This window comes from Bifidobacterium pseudocatenulatum DSM 20438 = JCM 1200 = LMG 10505 (genome assembly GCF_001025215.1).
Lineage (GTDB): Bacteria > Actinomycetota > Actinomycetes > Actinomycetales > Bifidobacteriaceae > Bifidobacterium > Bifidobacterium pseudocatenulatum.
Genome location: NZ_AP012330.1, coordinates 732636 through 755278, shown reverse-complemented (window position 1 = coordinate 755278; position 22643 = coordinate 732636). Strand labels below are relative to the sequence as shown.

At 57.1% G+C, this 22643-nt stretch carries 19 protein-coding genes; 9 read left to right on the top strand and 10 right to left on the bottom strand.

Annotated features, from left to right (window positions below; translation table 11 throughout):
* Positions 1-34: 34 nt before the first annotated feature.
* The 7 genes from BBPC_RS03110 (at position 35) to BBPC_RS03080 (ending at position 7711) form a co-directional block, all read left to right on the top strand.
* Positions 35-358, top strand: coding sequence for a hypothetical protein (locus tag BBPC_RS03110; RefSeq protein WP_004219474.1), 324 nt, complete (start codon positions 35-37; stop codon positions 356-358).
* On the top strand, positions 355-1836 hold the full coding sequence (locus BBPC_RS03105) for an esterase/lipase family protein (protein WP_004219480.1): 1482 nt from the start codon (positions 355-357) through the stop codon (positions 1834-1836). Before BBPC_RS03110 ends, BBPC_RS03105 begins: the two co-directional genes overlap by 4 nt.
* 116 nt (positions 1837-1952) lie before the next feature.
* Positions 1953-3395, top strand: coding sequence for an adenylosuccinate lyase (gene purB / locus BBPC_RS03100; protein WP_004219483.1), 1443 nt, complete (start codon positions 1953-1955; stop codon positions 3393-3395).
* Between the two features lie 142 nt (positions 3396-3537).
* Complete coding sequence (locus BBPC_RS03095; RefSeq protein WP_022244918.1) at positions 3538-5973, top strand: lysylphosphatidylglycerol synthase transmembrane domain-containing protein; 2436 nt, start codon at positions 3538-3540, stop codon at positions 5971-5973.
* Positions 5974-6126: 153 nt separating this feature from the next.
* Positions 6127-6408 (top strand): HU family DNA-binding protein, encoded by a 282-nt coding sequence (locus BBPC_RS03090; RefSeq protein WP_003808664.1) that lies wholly within the window; start codon positions 6127-6129, stop codon positions 6406-6408.
* A gap of 146 nt (positions 6409-6554) precedes the next feature.
* The gene (locus BBPC_RS03085) at positions 6555-6914 is read left to right on the top strand and encodes a hypothetical protein (protein ID WP_022244919.1); all 360 of its coding nucleotides are present in this window, start codon (positions 6555-6557) and stop codon (positions 6912-6914) included.
* Entirely contained in the window at positions 6911-7711 is an 801-nt protein-coding gene (locus BBPC_RS03080; RefSeq protein ID WP_004219488.1) for a hypothetical protein, read from the top strand. The genes BBPC_RS03085 and BBPC_RS03080 overlap by 4 nt, the downstream gene beginning before the upstream one ends.
* Positions 7712-7851: 140 nt before the next feature.
* Here BBPC_RS03080 and pafA read toward each other — a convergent pair whose 3' ends face one another.
* The 5 genes from pafA to arc form a co-directional block, all read right to left on the bottom strand.
* Entirely contained in the window at positions 7852-9318 is a 1467-nt protein-coding gene (gene pafA, locus BBPC_RS03075; RefSeq protein WP_004219489.1) for a Pup--protein ligase, read from the bottom strand.
* Entirely contained in the window at positions 9318-9509 is a 192-nt protein-coding gene (locus BBPC_RS03070; protein ID WP_004219490.1) for a ubiquitin-like protein Pup, read from the bottom strand. Before BBPC_RS03070 ends, pafA begins: the two co-directional genes overlap by 1 nt.
* Positions 9510-9595: 86 nt before the next feature.
* Positions 9596-10426, bottom strand: coding sequence for an inositol monophosphatase family protein (locus BBPC_RS03065; protein WP_004219491.1), 831 nt, complete (start codon positions 10424-10426; stop codon positions 9596-9598).
* A gap of 132 nt (positions 10427-10558) precedes the next feature.
* Positions 10559-12142 carry a depupylase/deamidase Dop gene (gene dop / locus BBPC_RS03060; protein ID WP_033524273.1) on the bottom strand — a complete coding sequence of 528 codons (1584 nt, stop codon included), beginning with the start codon at positions 12140-12142 and terminating at the stop codon, positions 10559-10561.
* A 43-nt stretch (positions 12143-12185) separates the two neighbouring features.
* The gene (arc, locus tag BBPC_RS03055; RefSeq protein WP_022244921.1) at positions 12186-13730 is read right to left on the bottom strand and encodes a proteasome ATPase; all 1545 of its coding nucleotides are present in this window, start codon (positions 13728-13730) and stop codon (positions 12186-12188) included.
* Between the two features lie 133 nt (positions 13731-13863).
* On the opposite strand from arc, the gene serB reads away from it, so the two are divergent.
* A complete protein-coding gene (serB, locus tag BBPC_RS03050) occupies positions 13864-14538 on the top strand; it encodes a phosphoserine phosphatase SerB (protein ID WP_004219498.1) in 675 nt (224 codons plus the stop codon).
* A gap of 137 nt (positions 14539-14675) precedes the next feature.
* Here serB and fmt read toward each other — a convergent pair whose 3' ends face one another.
* The 5 genes from fmt to rpoZ all read right to left on the bottom strand — a co-directional run bounded on the left by fmt (position 14676) and on the right by rpoZ (position 20445).
* Positions 14676-15638: a methionyl-tRNA formyltransferase gene (fmt, locus tag BBPC_RS03045; RefSeq protein ID WP_004219500.1), complete on the bottom strand. Its 963-nt coding sequence runs from the start codon at positions 15636-15638 to the stop codon at positions 14676-14678.
* Positions 15639-15734: 96 nt separating this feature from the next.
* Positions 15735-16445: an HAD family hydrolase gene (locus tag BBPC_RS03040; protein ID WP_033524272.1), complete on the bottom strand. Its 711-nt coding sequence runs from the start codon at positions 16443-16445 to the stop codon at positions 15735-15737.
* 78 nt (positions 16446-16523) lie between these two features.
* Positions 16524-18755 (bottom strand): primosomal protein N', encoded by a 2232-nt coding sequence (locus tag BBPC_RS03035; RefSeq protein ID WP_004219505.1) that lies wholly within the window; start codon positions 18753-18755, stop codon positions 16524-16526.
* A gap of 14 nt (positions 18756-18769) precedes the next feature.
* Positions 18770-19984 (bottom strand): methionine adenosyltransferase, encoded by a 1215-nt coding sequence (gene metK, locus BBPC_RS03030; protein WP_022244924.1) that lies wholly within the window; start codon positions 19982-19984, stop codon positions 18770-18772.
* A 176-nt stretch (positions 19985-20160) separates the two neighbouring features.
* Positions 20161-20445 (bottom strand): DNA-directed RNA polymerase subunit omega, encoded by a 285-nt coding sequence (gene rpoZ, locus BBPC_RS03025; protein ID WP_003836480.1) that lies wholly within the window; start codon positions 20443-20445, stop codon positions 20161-20163.
* Positions 20446-20657: 212 nt separating this feature from the next.
* Here rpoZ and ilvD point away from each other — a divergent pair, with 212 nt between their 5' ends.
* Positions 20658-22517, top strand: coding sequence for a dihydroxy-acid dehydratase (gene ilvD, locus BBPC_RS03020; RefSeq protein WP_004219507.1), 1860 nt, complete (start codon positions 20658-20660; stop codon positions 22515-22517).
* Positions 22518-22643 lie beyond the last annotated feature (126 nt).

Below are 22643 nucleotides of genomic sequence, written 5' to 3'. Positions count from 1 at the left end.
CTTAGGCAACCGCCCGATGTGCTCCAATATAGCTATGAACGCATCAATCACCTATCCGTTTATTCCCGGACTGGGGTTCAACCTCATCAACACCTTGGCCTCAACGCCAGGCATGCCATGCCATTGCCGTGCTGGCGTGCGAACCACCCAACTGCTCGTCAATGCCAAGCTCACATCCATATCGAAACATCTTGACGATCTTGACGCCACGCTCGCATCCAGTTCATTGCCCGATTGGACAGGAACCGCCGCCGAATCATACCGCGCGCGGCTTGATGAGTTACGCAAGCAATCCCTGACGCTACGGGATTCGATCAACGCCACCTTGCGTCTCCTATGGGCAGTAGGTGCGGCATGAGCTGGGAAGTGACCGCCAAAGTCAGCGGCGGATGCAAATACTCCACGGAGGAAACCGAGGCATATATGCGCGCGGCAAAAGCCCTCAGCCATCAAGCCGACGCTCTGAACCGCGCCCATGATTCAGTCCGGGCATTGAGCCTTCAGCTTTCCTCCTACCCCTATGCGTCGTCGGCCATCGCCTCGCTGTCCGGATCAAGCCCCTATTGCAATGCCACGGATCACATCGAACTGCCATACGACCAGCTCGTCGAACAATGTGACGCCCATGCAAGCGCGCTGGGAGCCATGGCGGCAAGATTGTCTGAGCTATCGGCGCTGATCATTCGCGCGCAATCGTTATATTCCCAAGTCGACGACGCTGGCAGAAGAACACTGAACGAACTGCTGCAAGTGGCGATCACATCGTTCCCGAAGGAATCGATACTCGCCGGCGCAGCCATGTCCGCCTTGGGATATGTGATGGGATCCACCAATGAGGGCAAATCCAATCCCATATATCTGCTGGACTCGTTGGATTGGGCGCAGGAAGGCATCATGAGCGCGGCCGGCGCCGCGGTCAGCGGATACGGCAAGGCCAAAGGCCTGCTGCGTACCGATGAGGTCAACCATGCAGCCGGCACCATCTCCAAGGCATCGTCGCGCGGTTACAACCTGATCCAGGGCAACAATCTCACCGTCACCCAAGTCCATCCGAAAACCGAAGTGGTGCGTGAATCGCATAATGTCGGAGAGGCCATGGAGGATCTTCGACGTCTTGCCGAGGAACGTCTCGGCAAGACCGATCTCGACAGCGGACTTGACTACGGCACCATCGCCATCTCCAAATACCGTAAATCCGACGGAACCAACTCATGGCTCGTCACCATTCCAGGCACAGACGGCAAGCACGATTCTCCATTTGGGTGGCCGCAAAACGTCGAACTCATGAGTTCGGACAGCAAGCAACGCATGGAAGCGGACAGTGCGCGAATGGTGCAGGAAGCCATGAAACAGGCCGGCATCAAATCCAATGAGCCCGTCGCATTGATCGGACATTCGCAAGGTGGCATCGTTGCCGCCACCATCGCCTCGGACCTGAAAGACGATTATGACATCGAACATGTGGTTACCGCCGGGTCGCCCGTCGCCAATCATCCGATTCCGGAAAAAACATGGGTGACCAGCGTGGAAATGGACGACGAGCTCGTGGCGGCCCTCGATGGCGCCGCCAACCCCAGTTCCGACCATTGGCTGACCGTACGCGGCACCGCAAGCAAATCCAGCAGCAACCAGGAATCAACGTTCGCAGGCACTCCCGTCACAGACGCTCCAGACAACAAGGAAATCACGCATTGGCTCAAATATCACCAAGCCGCATACCAGAACGCAACGGACATGGGATCCACCGCAGTGAACACCCACGAACGGCATTTCGATGAGATCATCGACGGCGATCTGCAGGAAGTCATGTATTTCGAAGGGCGCATGAGCAAATGAAAAAACACTGCAGCCACGGCGCAACAAGAACGGTATCACGGCATACATCATGAAAGCCATCCACCGAGCGGACAGATACGCAACTTTCGTTTACGGCTGAACGTATGCTGTAGTCTATGAAGCTTACTGATATCTCCCCTGCAATCGCATTGACCCCTCTTGACGGCCGCTACCATCAGCAGACCGCTCCGCTTGTCGAATATTTGAGCGAACCTGCGTTGAACCGCGAGCGCATGCGCGTCGAAGTCGAATGGATGATTCTGCTGGCCAACGGTTTCGAGGGCAACGGCAACCAGACCATCGTTCCCGGCGTCAAGCCGCTCACCGATGAGGAACAGGCGTTCCTGCGCGCCATTCCTGAGGAGTTCGGCGCCGAGGGTATCGCGCAACACGCCGCCCATGAGGCAAAGACCCATCATGATGTGAAGGCCGTGGAATACTACATCGACGACCAGCTCGACAAGGCCGCCGACGTGCTTGGCCACGACACCCAGCTGACCGGCCTGAAGACTTTGGTACATTTCGCATGCACGTCCGAAGACATCAACAACCTGTCCATCGCCCGCTGCGTGAAAAACGGCATCGAGAATGTGTGGCTGCCGGGCGCTCAGGCCATCGTCGACCATTTGGCTCAGAAGGCTGAGGAATACCGTGACAAGGCCATGCTGTCGTTAACGCACGGCCAGCCTGCTACACCGACCACGCTTGGCAAGGAACTCGCAGTGTACGTGTACCGTCTGAACCGCCAGCTGAACAAGGTCAGGGCTCAGGAATATCTCGGCAAGATCAATGGCGCTACCGGCACGTTCGGCGCGCATTTGGCCGCATGCCCGGATGTCGATTGGGTGGACGTCTCCCGCGAATTCGTCACCAACCGCATGGGTCTGACGTGGAATCCGCTCACCACTCAGATCGAATCGCATGATTGGCAGGCCGAACTGTATGGCACCATCAGCCACACCAACCGCATTCTGCACAACCTGTGCGTGGATGTGTGGATGTACATCTCCCGTGGCGTGTTCGCCCAGGTTCCAGTCAAGGGTGCTACCGGATCCTCCACCATGCCACACAAGGTCAATCCGATTCGTTTCGAAAACGCGGAAGCCAATCTGGAGATCTCCTGTTCGCTGCTCGACACGCTGTCCGCAACGCTGGTCGAATCCCGTTGGCAGCGCGATCTGACCGATTCCACCACGCAACGCAACATCGGCTCCGCGTTGGGCTACTCCGTGCTCGCGCTCAACAATCTGATGGGCGGTCTGAACTCCATCCATCCGAACGACATCGCCATCGAAGCCGAGCTGGACTCCAACTGGGAGGTGCTTGGCGAGCCGATCCAGACCGCCATGCGCGCCTGCGAACTTGCCGGCCTGCCGGGCATGGACAAGCCGTACGAGAAGGTCAAGGAGCTTATGCGCGGCCATGAGATCTCCAAGGAAGCCGTCGAGCAGTTCATCGATCAGCAGGCGTTCGATGACGCTACCACGGCTCGTCTGAAGGCGCTGACTCCGGCAACATATACCGGCGTCGCCAGCAAACTGGTAGATTTCGACCACTGAACCGAAGCTGTCAAATAAGTACCAAAACCATACGCCCTGAGGGTGGCCGCGTATTTCGTAGCCACCCTCAGGGCGTATTATCGAATGCAGTGGGGCGATATGACCCACCTGAAGCCAATCTCACGTATGGAGCAAGTCAACAGTGTCTCACTCCCCTGCAGTCAATAAGCCCGCCCCGCATATCGACGATGTGCCGCCGAAGCGCAGTCGTGATTTCGCCGATCTGACGCACGCATTCTTCGCCTTGGTGCTCGGCATAGGCGTGATTCTGTTCTCCGTGTACTTGCATGGCACCGCGTCCGGCGTGGAATCCGACGTTCATTCCGCCGGCCGCGTGGTCAGCTGGCTGATGGATGTTCCCTCGGCATTATTGCAGCAGCTTGCCATCGTATGCATCACCGTCAGCGTGCTCATCCAGCTGCTTACTTCCAAAGAGTGGCTGCAAAGCGTGATTTCCGTGGTTTCCCTCATATTCGGATTCTTTGCGGTGTGGGGCATATCCGCGCTGATCAGCAACTCCGGCAATACCATGCTGATCATTCCACTGCAATCCAACAGCACATCCGTAGGCACTGGACTGCTCCCCGATTTTTATGCCGCCATGGCATCGTTCCTCACCGTCTCCGGCCCTCGGCGTATCCGCTCATGCACCAAATGGGGCTGGAACGTGCTGTATGCAGTGGCAGTGCTGATGGTCGTGCTTTCATGGAATTCACTGGCTGGCGTCATCGCATCCTACGCCATAGGCCGTGTTATCGGCATGCTGATCCGTTTCGCCATAGGCACGCAGAACAATGGCGCGTGGGGATCACAAATCGCGCAATCATTGCGTTCCATCGGTATTGACACATCATTGCTCACCCGCCGAGTCGCCCCCTACGTCGATTCGGGAGTATTGAAGGCCACGCTGGATGATGATCTGACCGAAAATTCCCGTATTTACGATGTTGTCGACTATGACGGCAAGCAATACACCGTTTCCGTACTCGACAATCAAGTGCATGCGGCCGGATATCTCAACCAAGTATGGCAGTGGCTTCGCCTGACCGGTGTTTCCATGCGTCGCGACCGTTCCTCGGTTGACGCCATGCACCATCATTACGCCATGATTCTCGGCCTGTCCAATGCCGGTTTGGAAACTCCGCGCGTGTATGGTGTGGCCGATTATGGAGAATCCTCCATTCTGGTGTTCCACCGCAACCGCATGCCATTGGAATGCAACCAAAACACCATGTCCGACCATGATATGGAAGCGTTCATGGAATATCTCACCACAGCACACCATCATGGCTTCACCCATCGTCGCATCACTCCGGAAACCCTGTCCCGCATGGAAAACGGGCATCCGGTAATCGCAGGTTGGCATAATGGCGATTATGGCAGTTCCGCTCCGAACTTCGCACTCGACAAAGTACAGTTGCTGGTTCTTCTTGCCACACTCAATGGCAATGATCGTGCGATCGCCTGCGCTCGCAGGACTTGGGGAGACGAGCAGCTGATCGATTTGGCACCCTTCATACAGAAGGCTGCCATTCCCGCTTCCACGCGCGCATTGCCTGGCTGGGACAAGCATGTGCTTACCGATTTACGTACGCGTATTTCGGCGCTCGCTCCGCAGGATGTCGCGGATTCCATGGAAAAAGTCACGCTTTCCCGGTTCAGTCTTCGCTCGTTCATTGCGATTGCGCTGCTGGTGGTCGCCGTATATGTGGTGTTCACCCAGATTCAGCCGGCCGAAATGATCAAGGCCGTCAGAGACGCCAATCTCGCCATGGCGTTGGTTTGCGTCGCGCTTGGCTTTGTGGCGTGGCTTGGTTCCGCTATCACCTTGGGTGTGTTCATGGATTCCGATAAACGCAACACGATCGGCTTGTATTGCTCTCAGATGGCGTCCGGTTTCACTGCGGTGTCCATGCCGGCCGGCGTCGGTCCAGCATTCGTCAACCTGCAGTTCCTTCGTAAAAGCGGCTATCGCAGTACGGCTGCGACCGCGGTTATGAGCGCGGTCTGGGCCGTACAGGGAGGCACCACCATCGTGTTGTTGCTGACGATTGGCCTATTCACCGGCCGCAACACATTGTCCGGCATGATTCCGACCAATACGCTGATCATGGTGATCGCCATCGTCGCGTTGGTTGTGTCAGCCGCCATGGCGATTCCTCCAGTGCGTCATTTGGTGACCGAGAAATACCTTCCAGTGGTCAAAGCATACGCGCGCAACCTGGTCAATGTGCTTGCACGGCCAAAGGAACTGGCCCTTGGCATTGCCGGCGCACTGGTGCTTAACCTTGCGACCGGACTGGGATTCTGGGCAGCATTGATGGCGTTTGGATACCACACGAATCCTGCGGAAACCACCTTCATTTTCCTGCTTGCCAACACTTTGGGCTCCGCGGTTCCCACTCCTGGCGGTCTGGGTGCCGTGGAGGCCGTGTTGTCGGTGGCGTTCACTGCCGTGGGCATCCCCTCCTCCATCGCGGTTTCCGCTACTCTTGTCTACCGAATCGCCTTCTACTGGTTGCGTATTCCGGTCGGTGCGTTGGCCATGAAATGGCTTGACATGCATAATTTGATCTGACAAACACCCCCGTACACTTTGTTTTCCCCCTGATTTTCAAAAAAGCGACCAAAACCCTTGTAAAATGCCATTTTCCTCATAAGAGTGCGCTAATATCATAGAGAACGTGGATGTTCGTAATCAGAATGTCCCCTGACCCAAGAAGGATGCTTTATGGCATACAACAAGTCTGATCTCGTCTCGAAGATCGCTCAGAAGTCCAACCTGACCAAGGCACAGGCTGAGGCAGCTGTGAACGCTTTCCAGGACGTGTTCGTCGAGGCGATGCAGTCCGGCGAAGGCCTGAAGCTGACCGGCCTGTTCTCCGCTGAGCGCGTCAAGCGCGCCGCCCGCACCGGACGCAACCCGCGCACCGGCGAGACCATCGAGATTCCGGCAACCTACGGCGTTCGCATCTCCGCCGGCTCCCTGCTGAAGAAGGCTGTCACCAAGTAAGTCATGTACTGATATGTTGCTTACACGACGAAAGCCCCGACCATGACGGTCGGGGCTTTCGTCGTTCATGACACTTGTACAAGCGTCATTCTGCGCTACACTATGCATATATATTAGACATCGTGTCCATATAGATGGAGAGAGACATGACCGATCAACGCAAGGAAGTCATCAATCAACTGCATGAATTGAACATTCTGCTGCTGCATACCAAGCTGAAGGCCACACGCACACAGACCGCGCTACGAGCCGCCACACGAGTATGCAACGTCGAAGCGGCACGTCGTGGCGTGCCACCGCTGCAACAACTTCCCAAAAGCCATGACACGGCAACGCACATGCTTGACTGCCTCAGCACCGAGGATCTTTCCACCCTCAGCGAACTTCTGCAGCGCATCATCGACAACACCGACACCAGGATTCTCGATGAAGAGGTTGTCGAGCGACGCAAAGCCATCCATGAATTCCTTATGCTGAATCACACAGATACGGAGGTGCAGGAATGAGCGACGAGCAGGAGACCATTCCCGAAGCAAATGCCCCCAAACCAATCCGCATCGACAAACGATCCCTGTTCACTCCCAGTGAAGCCGTGGCCGTGGAACAGCATTCCACAACACCACATGTGTCACGAACCCGTTATGGAACCGCACGCATCGAAGGTCGCCTCTCCTCCCCCAATGCGAGAGTACCCGCAGTCATATCGCAACATTGCGGCGGCATCACAGTCAAAGGCCATACGCTCAAATCGTTCGCCTATACCACCGACGCTGCGATCATCCGTAATACCAATGCCAACGCCATTCTCGCCGTCTACCCGTTCACTGGAGAACCGGTGATCACACAGGCGTTGCTCACTGTGGCACAAATGCCACTTTTCGTAGGCGTCGGAGGAGGCACCACCACCGGTCCGCGTGTGACCGAGCTGGCCATGGTGGCTGAAATGCAAGGTGCGGCAGGCGTCGTCATCAACGCGCCGGCACCAGCGGAAACCATCGAAACCACCATGTCCATGGTCGACATTCCCGTTATCGCAACAGTCACGGAAGACGACGAAATCACCGAATGCAAGATTCTCGCCGGTGCGGCCATCATCAACGTCGCAGCCGGAGCACGCACCGCGCAAGTCGTGGCAAGCATACGTGCGCATCATCCGGAAATACCGATCCTGGCATCGGGAGGCGGATCCGAAGATCGCATCCTCGCCACCATCGAAGCGGGCGCGGATGCCATCACATGGACGCCGCCAAGCGCGCAACAGCTGCAATCGCAGATGATGGCGAAATATCGCGGCGAAGCCTGATTCAAGCCAATCAAAAACGAAAGCGACCGCAGCGCAATCGCAAAACAATTCAGGAGAACATACCGATATGGGAGTGGGGTGTGACCGAAGCCTGTCGGCCACACCCCACTCCCATCGACGTTTCCCATTGCCACCATCGCTTACTCCAAAGCGCCAATCATGGCTTGGAAATCCTCATTCTCCCTGCATTGGAACGGATCCAGCAGCACCATATCCATCTTCCGCGGCGCATGCAACGATAGTCTGGTCCAATCGCAGGAATACTGCGCGCCATGCGATTTGGCCGCACTGACGAATCTGCCGCGCAATGCGGCACGAGTATCCGCCGGCGGCATGGTACGCGCCTTTTGCGCCTCACGACCGTCAATCAGCGAACGCAAGGCACCACGGCGAAGCAACGACGCATACAACGCGCCATTGGCCACGTCATGATAGTCCAGATCCAACTGTTCCAGCTTGCTCAGCGGAAGATCCGCACTGGAACGGGCACGTAACGCTTCAAACAGGCGGTACTTGCACACCCAGTCCACTCTGTCTCCCAAAGCATTTGCATTGCCGGAACGGAACGCTTCCAACGTATTGCGCCACTGGCGAAGCACATCGTGCACATCGGTGCGAGGCAACGACGAAGCCACTTCCGGATGCTCATCCACGAACTGTTCCACAGCCTGTAGATAACGTTCCTGCATGGCTACGGCACCACCCTGCAACGTCGATCCATCGGCCATGGCAAACGAAGCATTCACGCCGCTCATATCGCGACTGACCGCACGGTTTGCGGCACCGGCGTCCGCGAACGCGAACCGCGAGAATCCCGACTCACGTCCTTCACGCCCAGCCTGTTCGATAACGCACAGCACCAGATGCGTGGTGGCCAGCTTCATCATCGTGGCCCATTGAGAACGGTTTGAATCGCCGATGATCACATGCAGCCTTCGGAAGGCGTCGGGATCGGCATGCGGCTCATCCCTCGTGTTGACCATTGGACGCGATCTTGTGGTCGCCGATGAGACAGCCTCATCCAGAAAATCGGCACGCTGCGTGATCTGGAAACCTGATTCCGTCACCCTGCCTGCGCCAGTGAACAGCTGCCTGGTAATCAGGAACGGCAGCAATTCGTGTTCGATGACGTCCAACGGCACAAAACGACGTACCAGATAGTTTTCATGGCAGCCGAAGGAATGCCCTGCGGAATCCACATTGTTTTTGAACACATGCACTGTGGCACGTGGCCCATGCGTGGCTCGAAGCCTTTGCTGGGCGTCCAACGCAAGATCGCGCATCACCAGTTCGCCGGCCGCATCCACGGCAAGGGCATCCATGGGATCGCAGGCCTCGGACGTGGCATATTCAGGATGCGATCCGACATCAAGATACAGTCGCGACCCGTTTTCAATATACGTATTGGTCGATCGCGCGGAGGCAACGATCGGCTGGAACATCATCATTGCCGTCTGGCTGGCGTCGCATGGCACATCCGCACCGGTCACACTGACGCCGTATTCCGTTTCAATGCCGAAAATACGAGCGAAAGAATGAACCTCACGCAACGTTCCCGCATCAAGCGGTGACGAGGAATGATTGCCGCTGTCTCGCAGCTGCGGCATCACTCGCCGCCTTTTTGCACGAAACTACCGACATATTCCTCAGCATTGGACTCGAGCACCGATTCGATATCGTCAAGCACGGCATCCAACGCATCAGCGGTTCCGTCGACTTGTACGCCGGCGGATTCGACAATGTCACCCACCTCTTGGCCTGCGGATGCGGATTGAGCCTGTTCAAATTCCTGAGGCATGACATTCCTCCCTGTAACTTCCGGTTGCAAACCTGCAAAAAAACGCTGCGCCACACCTTATATCAGGTGTGGCGCAGCATGCAACACTATGCCAAATACTGGCTCAGATCATTGGTGATCAGACCATTGGTGGCCATCACATCGTTCTCCTGGCGCCAGTGAACGCTTTCGCCGTTCCACTGGGTCAGATGGCCTTGCGCCTCCCAAATCACCACAGCACCAGCAGACACGGCAGGTACGTCCCACTCATGCAAGTGCGGTTCGAAATACGCATCGTACGTACCGTCGGCCACCTTGCACAAATCAAGGGACGCCGGGCCGACACGTTTAATATCGGCAGGACGTCCGGCAATCTTCGCCACCACATCGAGCGCACGCTGCGATTCGGACGATACCGGAGACATGCCGAAACTCACCACCGAACCATCGAGGGACGACGTGGTGGAAGGAATGATTTTCTCGCGTTTGTCTCCCAACGGAGTCTTGCGAATACGAATCGCGCCGGATCCACGCACCGCAAGATACGTCAATCCCAGCGCCGGAGCGTGCACAATCGAAAGGATCGGCTGTGCGGAGCACTGGTCGTTGAATTCGAACAATGTCACGGTGATGGCCCATTCCGGCATGCTTCGCGCGAAATTGATCACGCCGTCGATGCCACCCACACACCAGTATCGCTGGCCGGGATAGCACTGTTCAGGGCGAAGCTGCCAGAAGCCGTCGAACACGTTGACATAGGTCAGGCGGTTGCTGATGAACTGCTGCAGGCGCTTGTCGGTGTCTGAAGTGAAGTGGAAGCAGTCTTCGGACACTTCCAGTTTTCTCATGTCGTGCGGATTCATCTGGTCGTTCAACGCATGCTTGCCTGCGTCCTGCAGGATGCGTGCGACTTCGAGGGCGATTTGCCTCAGTTCCATAGATATGCCTTTTCGTTTCCTCTGTACAGTCCCGGCACGTCCTCTCCTCAAAATACCGGGATGATGTTACCTGTTGTCAATGGTCGTTCTTCGCGACCAATTGATGGCAATGTTACCCGCACAGATTGCATTTCACCGTAACATTTCCAAAATCGACGCCGCATCTTGGACACGCTCACAATAGCGGGAACATTGAGATTTGCTATATTTCAGAGGGTCTGACATATCCAATGAGACCATCGGATTCTCCACGGTATTATCACCAATCGTTCGATGGCGCACCGTAAGATGCGACCACGATGCGGCCACAACCTGTTCTGGAAAACGACGAATCATTTCGGCACGCAACCAAGCACGGGTATCGGAAGGCGCTTCCACCGAAGCCTGTTCCAACTGCTCGTCCGTGACCAGGCGTTCCGTTTGGGCACGCAACCGATCGAAAATCGAGTCAGCGGGATCAATCGCAGCCCACTTTAAATCGACGGCCGCAATACGCGCATCATCCCAACCGGAGCCAATTTTACGACGCAGCTTCTCCAACAACTGCCATTTCAATAGCCATTCAATGCGGCCAGCTTGCTCGCGCATCGTCAAACGCGCATCATCATCGGCATGCCTGATGGCAGCCACATCGGCGAGCGCCTGCCCCCACATCGCCATGATGTTACGGGTCGAACGGTCAGACCATGCCGGTTCACCGGACGTGTCGGTTCCATAGATCACGGCAGCGGCAGCATACACCAAGCCACGCAGGGTGACCTCAATCTGCCATGCCGAGGTCTCGCCGCCATATTCCAGCGGCAACATGGCACCTAATGTCAAATCATGAGACACCTCGTGCATGGCGCTCACCGGATCGGCGAGCATGATTGGCCCCAACGCTTCGTCTATGTTCAATCCCGCCTCTTCGGCATGCTCAAGCAGCCACAGCAGCATGCTGGTGGTGCCGAGTTTCAGCGCCTGCGGCACATCCATACGATTGGCGTCCCCGACAATCACATGCAATCGACGGTATGCATCCGTGCTGTGCGATTCGTCTCGAGTATTGATGATCGGCCTGTCGAATGTGGTCTGCAAACCGACTTTCATATGAAAATAGTCGGCGCGCTGGCTGAGCTGGTATCCGGCGGTTTCGCTTCGTTCGCCGATACCGACGCGACCTGATCCGGTAAAAATCTGTCTCGCTACAAAATGTGCCGTCATGAGTTTCGCAACTTGGTCAAACGGCACCGAACGCAGCATCATATAATTTTCGTGGGTGCCCCAGCTTGCACCTTTGCCGTCGACATTATTACGGTGCAGCGCGATTGCGATACCGGTCTGTTCGCTGGCTTTGCGCGCGCACTCACGCATGATGAGATCGCCGGCATGGTCGTAGAGCACGGCATCGAAGGGATCATCGGTTTCGGGCGCGGAATATTCAGGATGCGCATGATCCACATACACACGGCCGCCATTGACTGCAATCACATTGGTGATGTTGAGCTGCGGCGCGTCCGTCAACAGATCAGGATGCGCGGATGCACGTTCCAGCCTGGTGCCGCGGGCGTCGTTGACCGGATCCTCCTGCCGATAGTCCCAGCGAATATGCTTGGTTTGTTCGTTCGCCGCGGCACCGACCACATCGAACGATAGCTTCACCGGATTGTAATGCTCCATTCCGAGAGCGGAAACCGCGTATTCCGTTTCCGTGCCCATGATTCGACGAACGCTCATTGATACGACTTCCCTTCGTCTGATTTCGCGTTGCCTGCCAGCATTATTCGACTGGTCGTATACGGGTGATGCGCCCTGCTTCCAAACCATTGATACGGCTCCACTGTTCCGGATTGGCGTCCAACACCGCATCGCGGGTTTCAAGAAACTCCTCGTCGACGGCCTTCGCCAACAGATCGACGCCAATCGCCGCCGGCTGTCCGCTTTCGATGGAGATTTTCACAGCACGGGTTTTGGCACGATCCACAATGTTTTTCAGCACCGCACCCGACACCACATCCGCCAGATAGATCGGATGCCATTGCCCATGCTCATCGCACACGTCGCACAGATACCGGTGCTCGTCCGTCGAATAGATATCGCTGACCAGCACCCCAATCAAAGCCTTCGCATCCACCCCTGGCACCAACGGCAAATCGTCGGTCAGATAATGGCGGATGATCTGCGCCGCCTGAGCCGCTTTCGGACGCTCCACACGAATCTTCACATCCAAACGACCAGGACGCAACACCGCCGGATCAATCATGTCGATACGGTTCGAAGCGCCGATGACCATAACATTGCCAAGCGTTTCCACGCCATCAAGTTCAGCCAAAAACTGCGGCACAATAGTGGTTTCCACATCCGACGACACGCCGGATCCACGAGTGCGCAGCAGCGAGTCCATCTCGTCAATGAACACGATCACCGGTTTGCCATCCGCCGCACGCTCACGCGCACGCTTGAAAATCATGCGGATCAGGCGTTCCGACTCGCCCACGAACTTGTTGAGCAGTTCCGGCCCCTTCACCGACAGGAACACGCCACGACCGCCGGCAGCGCCTTCGGCGAGCGCATTGGCCACAGCCTTGGCGATCAGCGTCTTTCCATTGCCTGGAGGCCCATACAGCAGCACGCCTTTCGGCGGCTTCAAATCATAACGTTCGAACAGTTCGCGATGCAGGAACGGCATTTGCACGGCATCGCGAATACGTTCGATCTGCTCATCCAAACCGCCGATATCAGCGAACGTGACATCCGGCACTTCCTCAAGCACCAAGTCGGCATCATCCTGCGCGGGAACCAACGCAAGCGCGAATCTCATGGACGAATCGACCGTAACACGGTCGGACACATTGATCGAAGTTTTCGACAGCGCTCCCGAACGGCGGACCAACGCAACGTTTCCACCGCCATCCGCGACCAGCAATCGCCCATCATCAATGACCTGCTTCACCGTGCGCACTGCGCCCACAGCATCGGTGCCGGCTTGCGAAACCACCACCATGTTCTCGTTGAGCAGCACCGTGCGCCCAGCCTCAAGCCTGGATGCCTGCACATTCGCCGCAACCGGCACGATCATGCGACGGCTTCCGGAAATCACCTCGGCGCTGGCATGCTGTACCCCCTGTTCGTCCGTGCGAGAGGAATGCACGCGAACCATGGTGGCGAAGGTCATGGGCGGTCCCGCCAACTGGTTCAGCTGGGCCTTGGCCTTGGTGAGCTCCTGGGTGGCACGGCTCAACGCCTTGGCCAACGCATGATTCTTGGCCATCAACTGGTCGTTGGCCTCACCCAACGACGCCAACGTCTCATCACGTTGATCCATTGCATCAGCCTCGCTTTCCACCGAATGCGTTTCGAGCCGTTCCGTCATTTCGTCATGTCATGGCGCATTCGCATTCAACATGCTCAACCCTTAAGAATACCCATTGTCCTCATGATTTCCGACAATCAAAACCATGCTTGAACAAGAATCGCCGAACATTGCGCCCACTCCCACCCTTTCCCAGCCTGGACTGCTGGTGATGGATGTGGATTCCACGCTGATCGATGAGGAAGTCATCGACGAGCTGGGCGCCGCCGCTGGAATTGGCGAACAGATCGCGTCGATTACCGCACGTGCGATGAATGGCGAACTTGATTTTCGCGAGGCGTTGCAGGCTCGTGTTGCGCTGCTTAAGGATCTGCCGACTTCGGTGTTCGATGATGTGTATCGTCGCGTGCATTTCACACAGGGGGCGCTTGATTTGATTGACGCTTTGCATGCGCATGGTTGGAAGGTCGGCGTGGTTTCCGGCGGTTTCCATGAAGTCGTGGACCGTCTTGCCGCCGACGCGCATCTTGATTTTTGGATTGCGAATCGTTTGGAAGCCGCTGATGGTTGTTTAACCGGCCATGTGCTTGGCGATATCGTTACGAAAGATGTGAAATTGCAGTCACTGCGTGATTGGGCTTCGCGCATGGGCATCAGCATGGGTCAGACTGTTGCGGTTGGCGATGGAGCCAATGATCTGCCGATGATTCATGCCGCCGGACTTGGCGTGGCGTTCTGCGCCAAGCCTGCGGTTCAGGCGGATGCTCCGCATCGTGTGAACGAACGTGATTTGACCCGGATTCTTGATTTTCTTCGTTGATTCGCATTCTTCGATGATGCGAATCCCGATAGATCCGAGTCGCGATATAGCAAAATCCGATATTGCAGGATAACGATATTGCCGTGTGAAATGATGATGTTCACACGGCAATATCGTTATGATCCGTTTATTCGACACTACTTGCAGTAGGCTCCGTCGAGATGCGCGCCACGCGCCCAATCGGCGGCACGCATGGCTTTTTTGCCTTGGGCTTTGACTTCCAGCAATTCCAAAGGATCTGAGGAAGTACCCACCCACACGTTCTTTTTTCCGGCCACGATCCGCCCTGGTTCTAGCGAAACGGGTGTGTTGGGATTGCTCATATCGGCGCCCTGCGCACGCAACACATGCAACGTGGCCGGTTCTGCTTCGGCATTGGCGTGCAGTTCGCACCATGCGCCCGGATTGGGCGTGCAGGCTCGAATCTGACGATCCACCGCGAATACAGGAATGTCGAAACGAATATGCGCGTCTTCAACCGTGATCTTCTGAGCCACCTCATATGCGCCGGCAGGCTGTTCCACAGGCGCGATCTGATCGTCGGCCATGGCCTGCAGCGAGGCGGCAAGCAAACGGGAACCATCCTCGGCAAGACGGTTCAGCAGCTCACCCGCCGTTTCATGCGCTCCGATTTCCACAGTGGACTGCGCCAGAATCGGACCGGCATCCATGGCTCGCACGATGCGGAACACCGTGGCTCCGGTCACCTTCTCGCCCGCCCAAATGGAACGCTGCACGGGAGCCGCGCCACGCCACTGCGGAAGCAGCGAGAAGTGCAGGTTGTACCATCCCATCGGCAGCGCGTCGAGCACATCCTGCTTCAGGATTTTGCCATACGCCACCACTGCCGCGGCCTGGGCACCGGTCGCAGCAAGTTCGGAAATGAACGTTTCCTCGCTCGGATCGGATTCAATCACCGGCAAACCAAGATCAAGAGCGGCCTGCTTCACGGGATTCGGTACCAGTTTGCGTCCACGCCCGGTAGGAGCATCCGGTCGGGTGAGCACTGCGACCACTTCGAAACGCTCGGTATCTTCAGCCAGCATTTTCAACGACGGCACCGCAACATCCGGAGTACCGGCAAACAGCACTTTCAGCACGAAAAGTCCTCCTTATCAAATCCTCATCACATCGTTATCATCGTGGGAATCATTCCGTCCGCATCAACAGCATGTAAGGCAGCGGAACGCAACACACTATGCCTGATGCACCGCGGGAATCTTCACACCCGCATCAATCAGCAGCGCACGCAACGCACGTGAATCCTTGAATCGAACGCCACGAATGCCCGCATTGTTCGCACCTACGATATTCATGGCCTTATCGTCCACGAACACCGCGCCGGAAGCGTCAATGCCGAACTGTTGCAACGCGAACTCGTAAATATCCTTATTCGGCTTACGCAGGGAGACATATCCGGAAACCACACGATCGTCGAGGCTGCGCAGAATATCGAAATTGTCGAGCGCGATCGGGAACAGATCCTTCTGCCAGTTGCTCAATCCCCACACACGCACGCCGGCCGCTTTCAAATCGTTGATGAGCACGCGGGCGCCCGGCACCACGCCGGTCAACGAGTCGACGAAATTGTCGAGATAGTACTGCAGCATGTCGGCCCATTTGTCTCCATAACGTTCACGCATCAGGGCGACGCCGTCATCATTCGACATGCCGCAGTCCAGTTCATCGTTGATGTCGTAGAAGCCGGAAATATCGTTGTCAAGGAACTGTTCAACAAGCTCGTCGCTATAGCGGGGCGTCATCACGGCCACCGGATCCCAGTAGACGAGCACGTTGCCGAAATCGAAAATCACATCGGTGATCGGCTTGCCCGCATTCACCGCAGCTTCGCCGTCAGCCATGAGCACGTCGTACTCCATATCAGGCTCTCCAGGCCAACCCTTCATATGATCCTCCATTCACTGCTGTGCGGCCTCATGCCGAACTGCCAACCTGTCTAGTTTTTCACGGCGAGGGGACGTGCGTCAGATTCGCTCCTTCGGATCAAGCTGAAAACGCAGTTCTCCCGGTTCGCGCGCGGCCACATGGCGGGCACTGGCGGAACGCAAACGCAACGCCAACTCACCTCGGCGACTTTGCGGCACACGCACCACCGCCTTGACACGATCCGCAGTGCCTTCCAATTCGCGCGAATCAATGGTCCGAGGCTGCGGAATAGGTACCGGCCCCAATACGGACGGCAGCATGCCTTCGGTGGTTTCGATGGCGGACAGGTCACCCCCACCCAACGCGCCGATACGTTCCAGCGTGACCTTCACCGCGTCACGACGTCCCCATACGCATGCGGCGGCAAACACAGGCGGCAATGCGGTTTGTTCACGTTCCCGCAATTCGGTTTGCGCCAGCAACGTTGAATTCCAAAGCATCAACGATTGAGCGAGCGTGGGATCGGTTTCGCCGATCAACAGGGCCTGACCTCCCCTGATTCGCGGCGCGCACAGCGAAACCGCGCGCATCCACGACGTCAACGTGTCTACGCCCGCGTCAATGCCGAAGGCGTACAAGCTGGTCCATGCGTCGAGAATGGCCACGGCCCGGTATTCGCATTCCGAGGGGTTCCTCCCACGTACACGGGGTTCTGCGCCGGGAGTGGCGATGACCAACTGCGGCGCAAACCCGATATCGGGAACAATGCCGCGTGGCTGGCTCGGCGTTGAAAGCACAATGGGCACGCCACGAAACAGTCGGCTCAGCTCCTGCGCAGTTCCGGCGGCACCCACACGAACCACGCGCATACGTTCGTTATGGCATGCCGGGCAAGCCCATTGCACAGTGGCGACACCGCACCAACGACAACGCACCGACCCATCCCGTAACCGTTCCAATGGACCCGTGCAGTACGAGCAGCGAGCCTGACGGTGGCATTTCGCGCAGCTCAATGCTTCACCGATGCCATCCTGCGGAATGCTCAACAGCACCGGACCGCTTTCCAACGCCTTCGACAGCACTCGCACCGCAGTGTGCGGCACACGCGCTCCGATGGTCGAATCCGCAAGTCTTGCCAATTCGTCACGGTTCAGCCAACGAATCCAAGGACTCGCTTCCTTGGTTACGGCAGGGAATGCGTGAATCGGCGTACTGAAACCGCTGACCTGGGTGGCACCGACATGCGCCGCATCGGTTTCCCACTGGCTTTGCACACTGCGCGCATTGGCCATCGCGACGAACACGCCATTATGCGCTTTTGCACGTAACCGCAACACTCCGCGGGCGTTGGCGTAAGGCATCATGCCATCGGCATCCTGATAGCACACGTCATCGAGAATGAGGAACAACGCATTGCCATCCACCGGCGCATACATCGCCGCCCGTGTGCCGATCACGCACCGCACCTGCCCTCCACTGATGGCCAGATACGCACGATACCGTTCAGCAGGCGCCATCTGCGCGTTCAGAATGGCGAAATCGCCGCCGTACGCACCGTTGGATGATTGGGTTGGCGCGAAACAGCGCAAGCCGATCGACTGCAACGTTTCGGCCATGTCCTCAATCTCACGCATGGTCGGCAACACCAGTACCGCCGGTTTGCCCTGCAATAAGGCCGCGGCCACCATCCAGGCCACGCACTGCCTCCAATGATGGGATCCCGGCAATGGGTCGAGCACGAACGCTTGGAAACGTTGCCCTTCCAATGCCGTACGAAGCAGGTCGATATTACCGTATTGCCGCTGCAGCTGCTCGTACGATTCCCGCTCGATCTTGGCAAGCGATTCGATACGTCCGTTTTTTTCAATACCCGTTCGATTGCCGATACGTTGTTCCTGTTCGACGCGAGCCACGCGCGGAGGCACCGCCAAACGCAGGATATTGGCTCGCGTTCCGCCGAATGCGTCCGCGATAAGTGTGGCATCGTTACGCATGGATTCCGACACAAGCACACGATCGATGACCACCCGTTCGATGAACCGCAATGACGATTCAGGGGTTTCGCTGGTATCGGTCCGTTTCCAAATGATGCCGTTGACCCGTTGCCCGCCGAAGCGGACACGCACCATTACGCCGGGCTGGGCGGCTTCGGAATACTTCTCCTCAACGTAATAGTCGAAGGTTTGCCCCAAATGGATGGCCTGAATATCCAGCACCACTTGGGCTATGGGATGCTCCGCAGCCGGCGTTTTAACCGCGGGCGCACGCTTGCGCCGCTTGCGCGGGGCGAGCCCGTCAAGCGCCAGCTGCTCGGCATCCTCAGTACTCATGATTCAAGGGTAACTCAGCCTTCGATGGCGGCTTTCAGCTCATCGACCTTATTGGTGGTCTCCCAGGTAAAATCAGCATCGTTGCGTCCGAAATGACCGTAAGCAGCGGTCTTGGAATAGATCGGACGCTTCAGATCAAGCTCGTCGATAATGGCGGCCGGTCGAAGGTCGAACACCTTACGCACAGCCTGCTGGATCTGCTCGCGAGTCACACCATTTTCAGTGCCGTACGTTTCCACATTGATGGACACCGGATCGGCCACGCCGATGGCATACGCCACCTGCACCTCAACCTTGTGGGCCAGACCTGCCGCCACAATGTTCTTGGCCACCCAACGCGCCGCATAGGCAGCGGAACGATCCACCTTGCTCGGATCCTTGCCGGAGAACGCGCCACCGCCATGATGAGCCGCACCGCCATACGTGTCGACGATGATCTTGCGACCGGTCAGACCGGCATCGGCAGCCGGACCGCCCAACACAAACGAACCGGTCGGATTGACAAGCACGCGATATTCATCATGCGCCACACGATCGGCAAGCACATCATCAAGCACAGGACGAATCACATGTTCCGTCAACTGCTCCTTAAGCCACGCCTGATCGACTTGAGGATCATGCTGCGTGGACACCAACACCGTGTCAAGACGAACGGGAGCATCATGCTCATCATATTCAATGGTCACCTGGGTTTTGCCATCGGGACGCAGATGAGGCACTTCGCCATTCTTACGAACCTCAGTAAGACGGTAAGCCAAGCGATGAGCCAAATAAATCGGCAATGGCATCAGCACATCGGTCTCGTCACACGCATAGCCGAACATCACGCCCTGATCGCCGGCGCCCTGAGCCTCATAACGCTGCTCGCGAGATGCCTTCGACTCCGCTTCGCCACTCAAACGAGCCACACCCTGATTAATCTCAGAGCTCTGCTCGGTCAACGAAACGGTCACGCCGCATGAATCCGCATCAAGACCAACGCGAGAACTGGTATAGCCGATATTGCGCACCACAGAACGCACAATGCTCTGAATATCGGAATAGCCTTCACTCGTCACTTCGCCGAACACGAAGAACTGGCCAACCGTGGCGCATGTCTCCACGGCCACGTGGGACTGCGGATCCTGAGCAAGCATATCGTCAAGAATCGCGTCGGAAATCTGATCGCAGACCTTGTCCGGATGCCCCTCCGTCACTGACTCAGCGGAAATCAACTTCAATTCAGCCATCTGGCTGCTCCTTTCACGAACGCCCCACACGTTCGCCCTTCTGATTGCTACGAAAAAACGCCCCGTCCTTCGCATACGCAATCAATAGCTTCACTATGGACTATTCAAAGCGCACCGCTCAGATATCGGGGCGAATGAAAACTTGGAATCCGGTTCTTATCGCAAGAACCGTTACATCAGTTGCCTTCGGTCAGATCGTCTTCGCCGAGGGTCTCTTCAAGCAGACCATCATTGATCTCACGGAAAGCGATGGATAGCGGCTTTTCCTGATTCTGATACTCCACCAGCGGACCGACGTTCTGCAGCAGGCCCTCGTTGAGCTGGGTGAAATAGGAATTGATCTGGCGAGCACGCTTGGCTGCGAAAATAGCAAGAGCGTACTTGGAGTCCGCATGCTCCATCAAGTCATCGATCGGCGGTTCCGCAAGACCGGTCGGGGTTGGCTGAGTGCCGAATGCCATATTGATTATCTCCCAATCATCAGATAAGCCAAAAGCTTCTTTTCCAAAGTCTTAAGTATAGGGCCGCCACTGGACCTGATTCAAGCCCTTTCTCTCATGTTTTCGGCAAGCGCAAGCATCTTCGGCAATGCTCGCGAATATAACGCTTCTGGGAATTCCACATAGTGACTCTTGACAAAACCGTGTCCCGCTTAACCACCACAATAGAGAACATGGAAATGCGATCTGCAAAACTGATGAATGGACGAGTATTCGCGGGCGCACGCGCCCTCTACCGTGCCGCTGGCGTGGACGGTAAGGATTTCGGCAAGCCGATCATCGCCATTGCCAATTCCTTCGATGAGTTCCTGCCCGGCCACGTGCACCTGAACAAGGTTGGTCGACTGATCTCCGAGGCCATCAAGGAAGCTGGCGGCATTCCGCGTGAGTTCAACACGATGGCCGTTGACGACGGCATCGCCATGGGACACACCGGCATGCTGTACTCCCTGCCGAGCCGTGACATCATCGCCGACACCGTGGAATATCAGGTGAACGCGCACTGTGCCGACGCCCTGATCTGCATCCCGAACTGTGACAAGGTCGTGCCGGGCATGCTGATGGCCGCTCTGCGTCTGAACATCCCGACCGTCTTCGTCTCCGGCGGTCCGATGGAGGCCGGCACCACGGTACTTCCCGACGGAACCGTGAAGAAGAACACCGATCTGATCGACGTGATGTATGCCTCCGCCGACGACAATCTGAACGAAGAGGATCTGCTCGCCTATGAGAAGACCGTCTGCCCGACCTGTGGTTCCTGCGCCGGCATGTTCACCGCGAATTCGATGAACTGCTTGACCGAGGCCATCGGCCTGGCCCTGCCAGGCAATGGCACCATTCTGGCTTCGCACTCCTACCGCAAGGATTTGTTCAAGCGCGCCGCCGAGCAGATCGTCAAGATCGCCAAGCAGTATTACGACGATGATGACGAGACTGTGCTCCCGCGTTCCATCGCCACCAAGGAAGCGTTCGAGAACGCCATGACCATGGATGTGGCCATGGGTGGCTCCACCAATACAGTGCTGCATATCCTCGCCATGGCGCAGTCCGCCGACGTGGACTTCACGCTTGACGACATCGAGCGCATCTCCCACACCGTGCCCTGCATCTGCAAGGCTTCGCCGTCCGGCGAATGGGAGATCTCCGACGTGCATCGCGCCGGTGGCATCACTGGCATTCTCGGCGAGCTCGACCGTGCCGGCAAGCTGCACCGCGACGTGCATTCCATCGATTACAAGACGCTTGAGGACAAACTCAACGACTGGGACATCATGCGTGATACCTGCACCGAGGAAGCCAAGCAGATGTATCTGGCGGCCCCGGGTCACATCGTGTCCCCTGATCCGTGGACGCATACCACGCTGTTCGACTCCCTCGACCGCGACCGTGTGAACGGCGCGATTCACGACATCGATCATCCGGCCGTCACCGAAGGCGGTCTGGCCGTGCTGCGTGGCAACCTCGCCCCTGACGGCTGCGTGGTGAAGACCGCCGGTGTGCCGAAGGAGATTTGGACCTTCCGTGGACCGGCACTGGTCGTCGAATCCCAGGAACAGGCCATCGAGGTCATCCTCAACGACACTCTGAAGCCCGGTATGGCGCTGGTCATCCGTTACGAGGGCCCGAAGGGCGGCCCTGGCATGCAGGAGATGCTGTACCCAACGTCGTTCGTCAAGGGCAAGGGTATCGGCAAGCAGGTCGCCATGCTGACCGACGGCCGCTATTCCGGCGGCTCCTCCGGTCTGGCCATCGGCCATATCGCTCCCGAGGCGGCAAACAAGGGCCCGATTGCCCTGATCAAGAACGGCGACATCATTAACATTGATATCCCGAACCGTACGGTGAACGTCGAGCTTTCCGACGAAGAGCTGGCCCAGCGCCGCACCGAACTCGAAGCCGGCGACGGCTATGTGGCGCACCGCGACCGCAAGGTCTCCCAGGCGCTGAAGGCCTACGCGGCGTTCGCCCGTTCCGCAGACAAGGGTGCCACGCGCGATCCGGAGCTGATCAACAAGCTTTCCGGTCTCGCCTGATCCTAGCGAATATTAAATAACATAATGAGGATTGTGCAGTTAATATGCTGCGCAATCCTCATTTTTATTTCATACTTGGCTTCTTTTATATAAAAATATGCGCCCGATATGTTCGAGCGCATATTG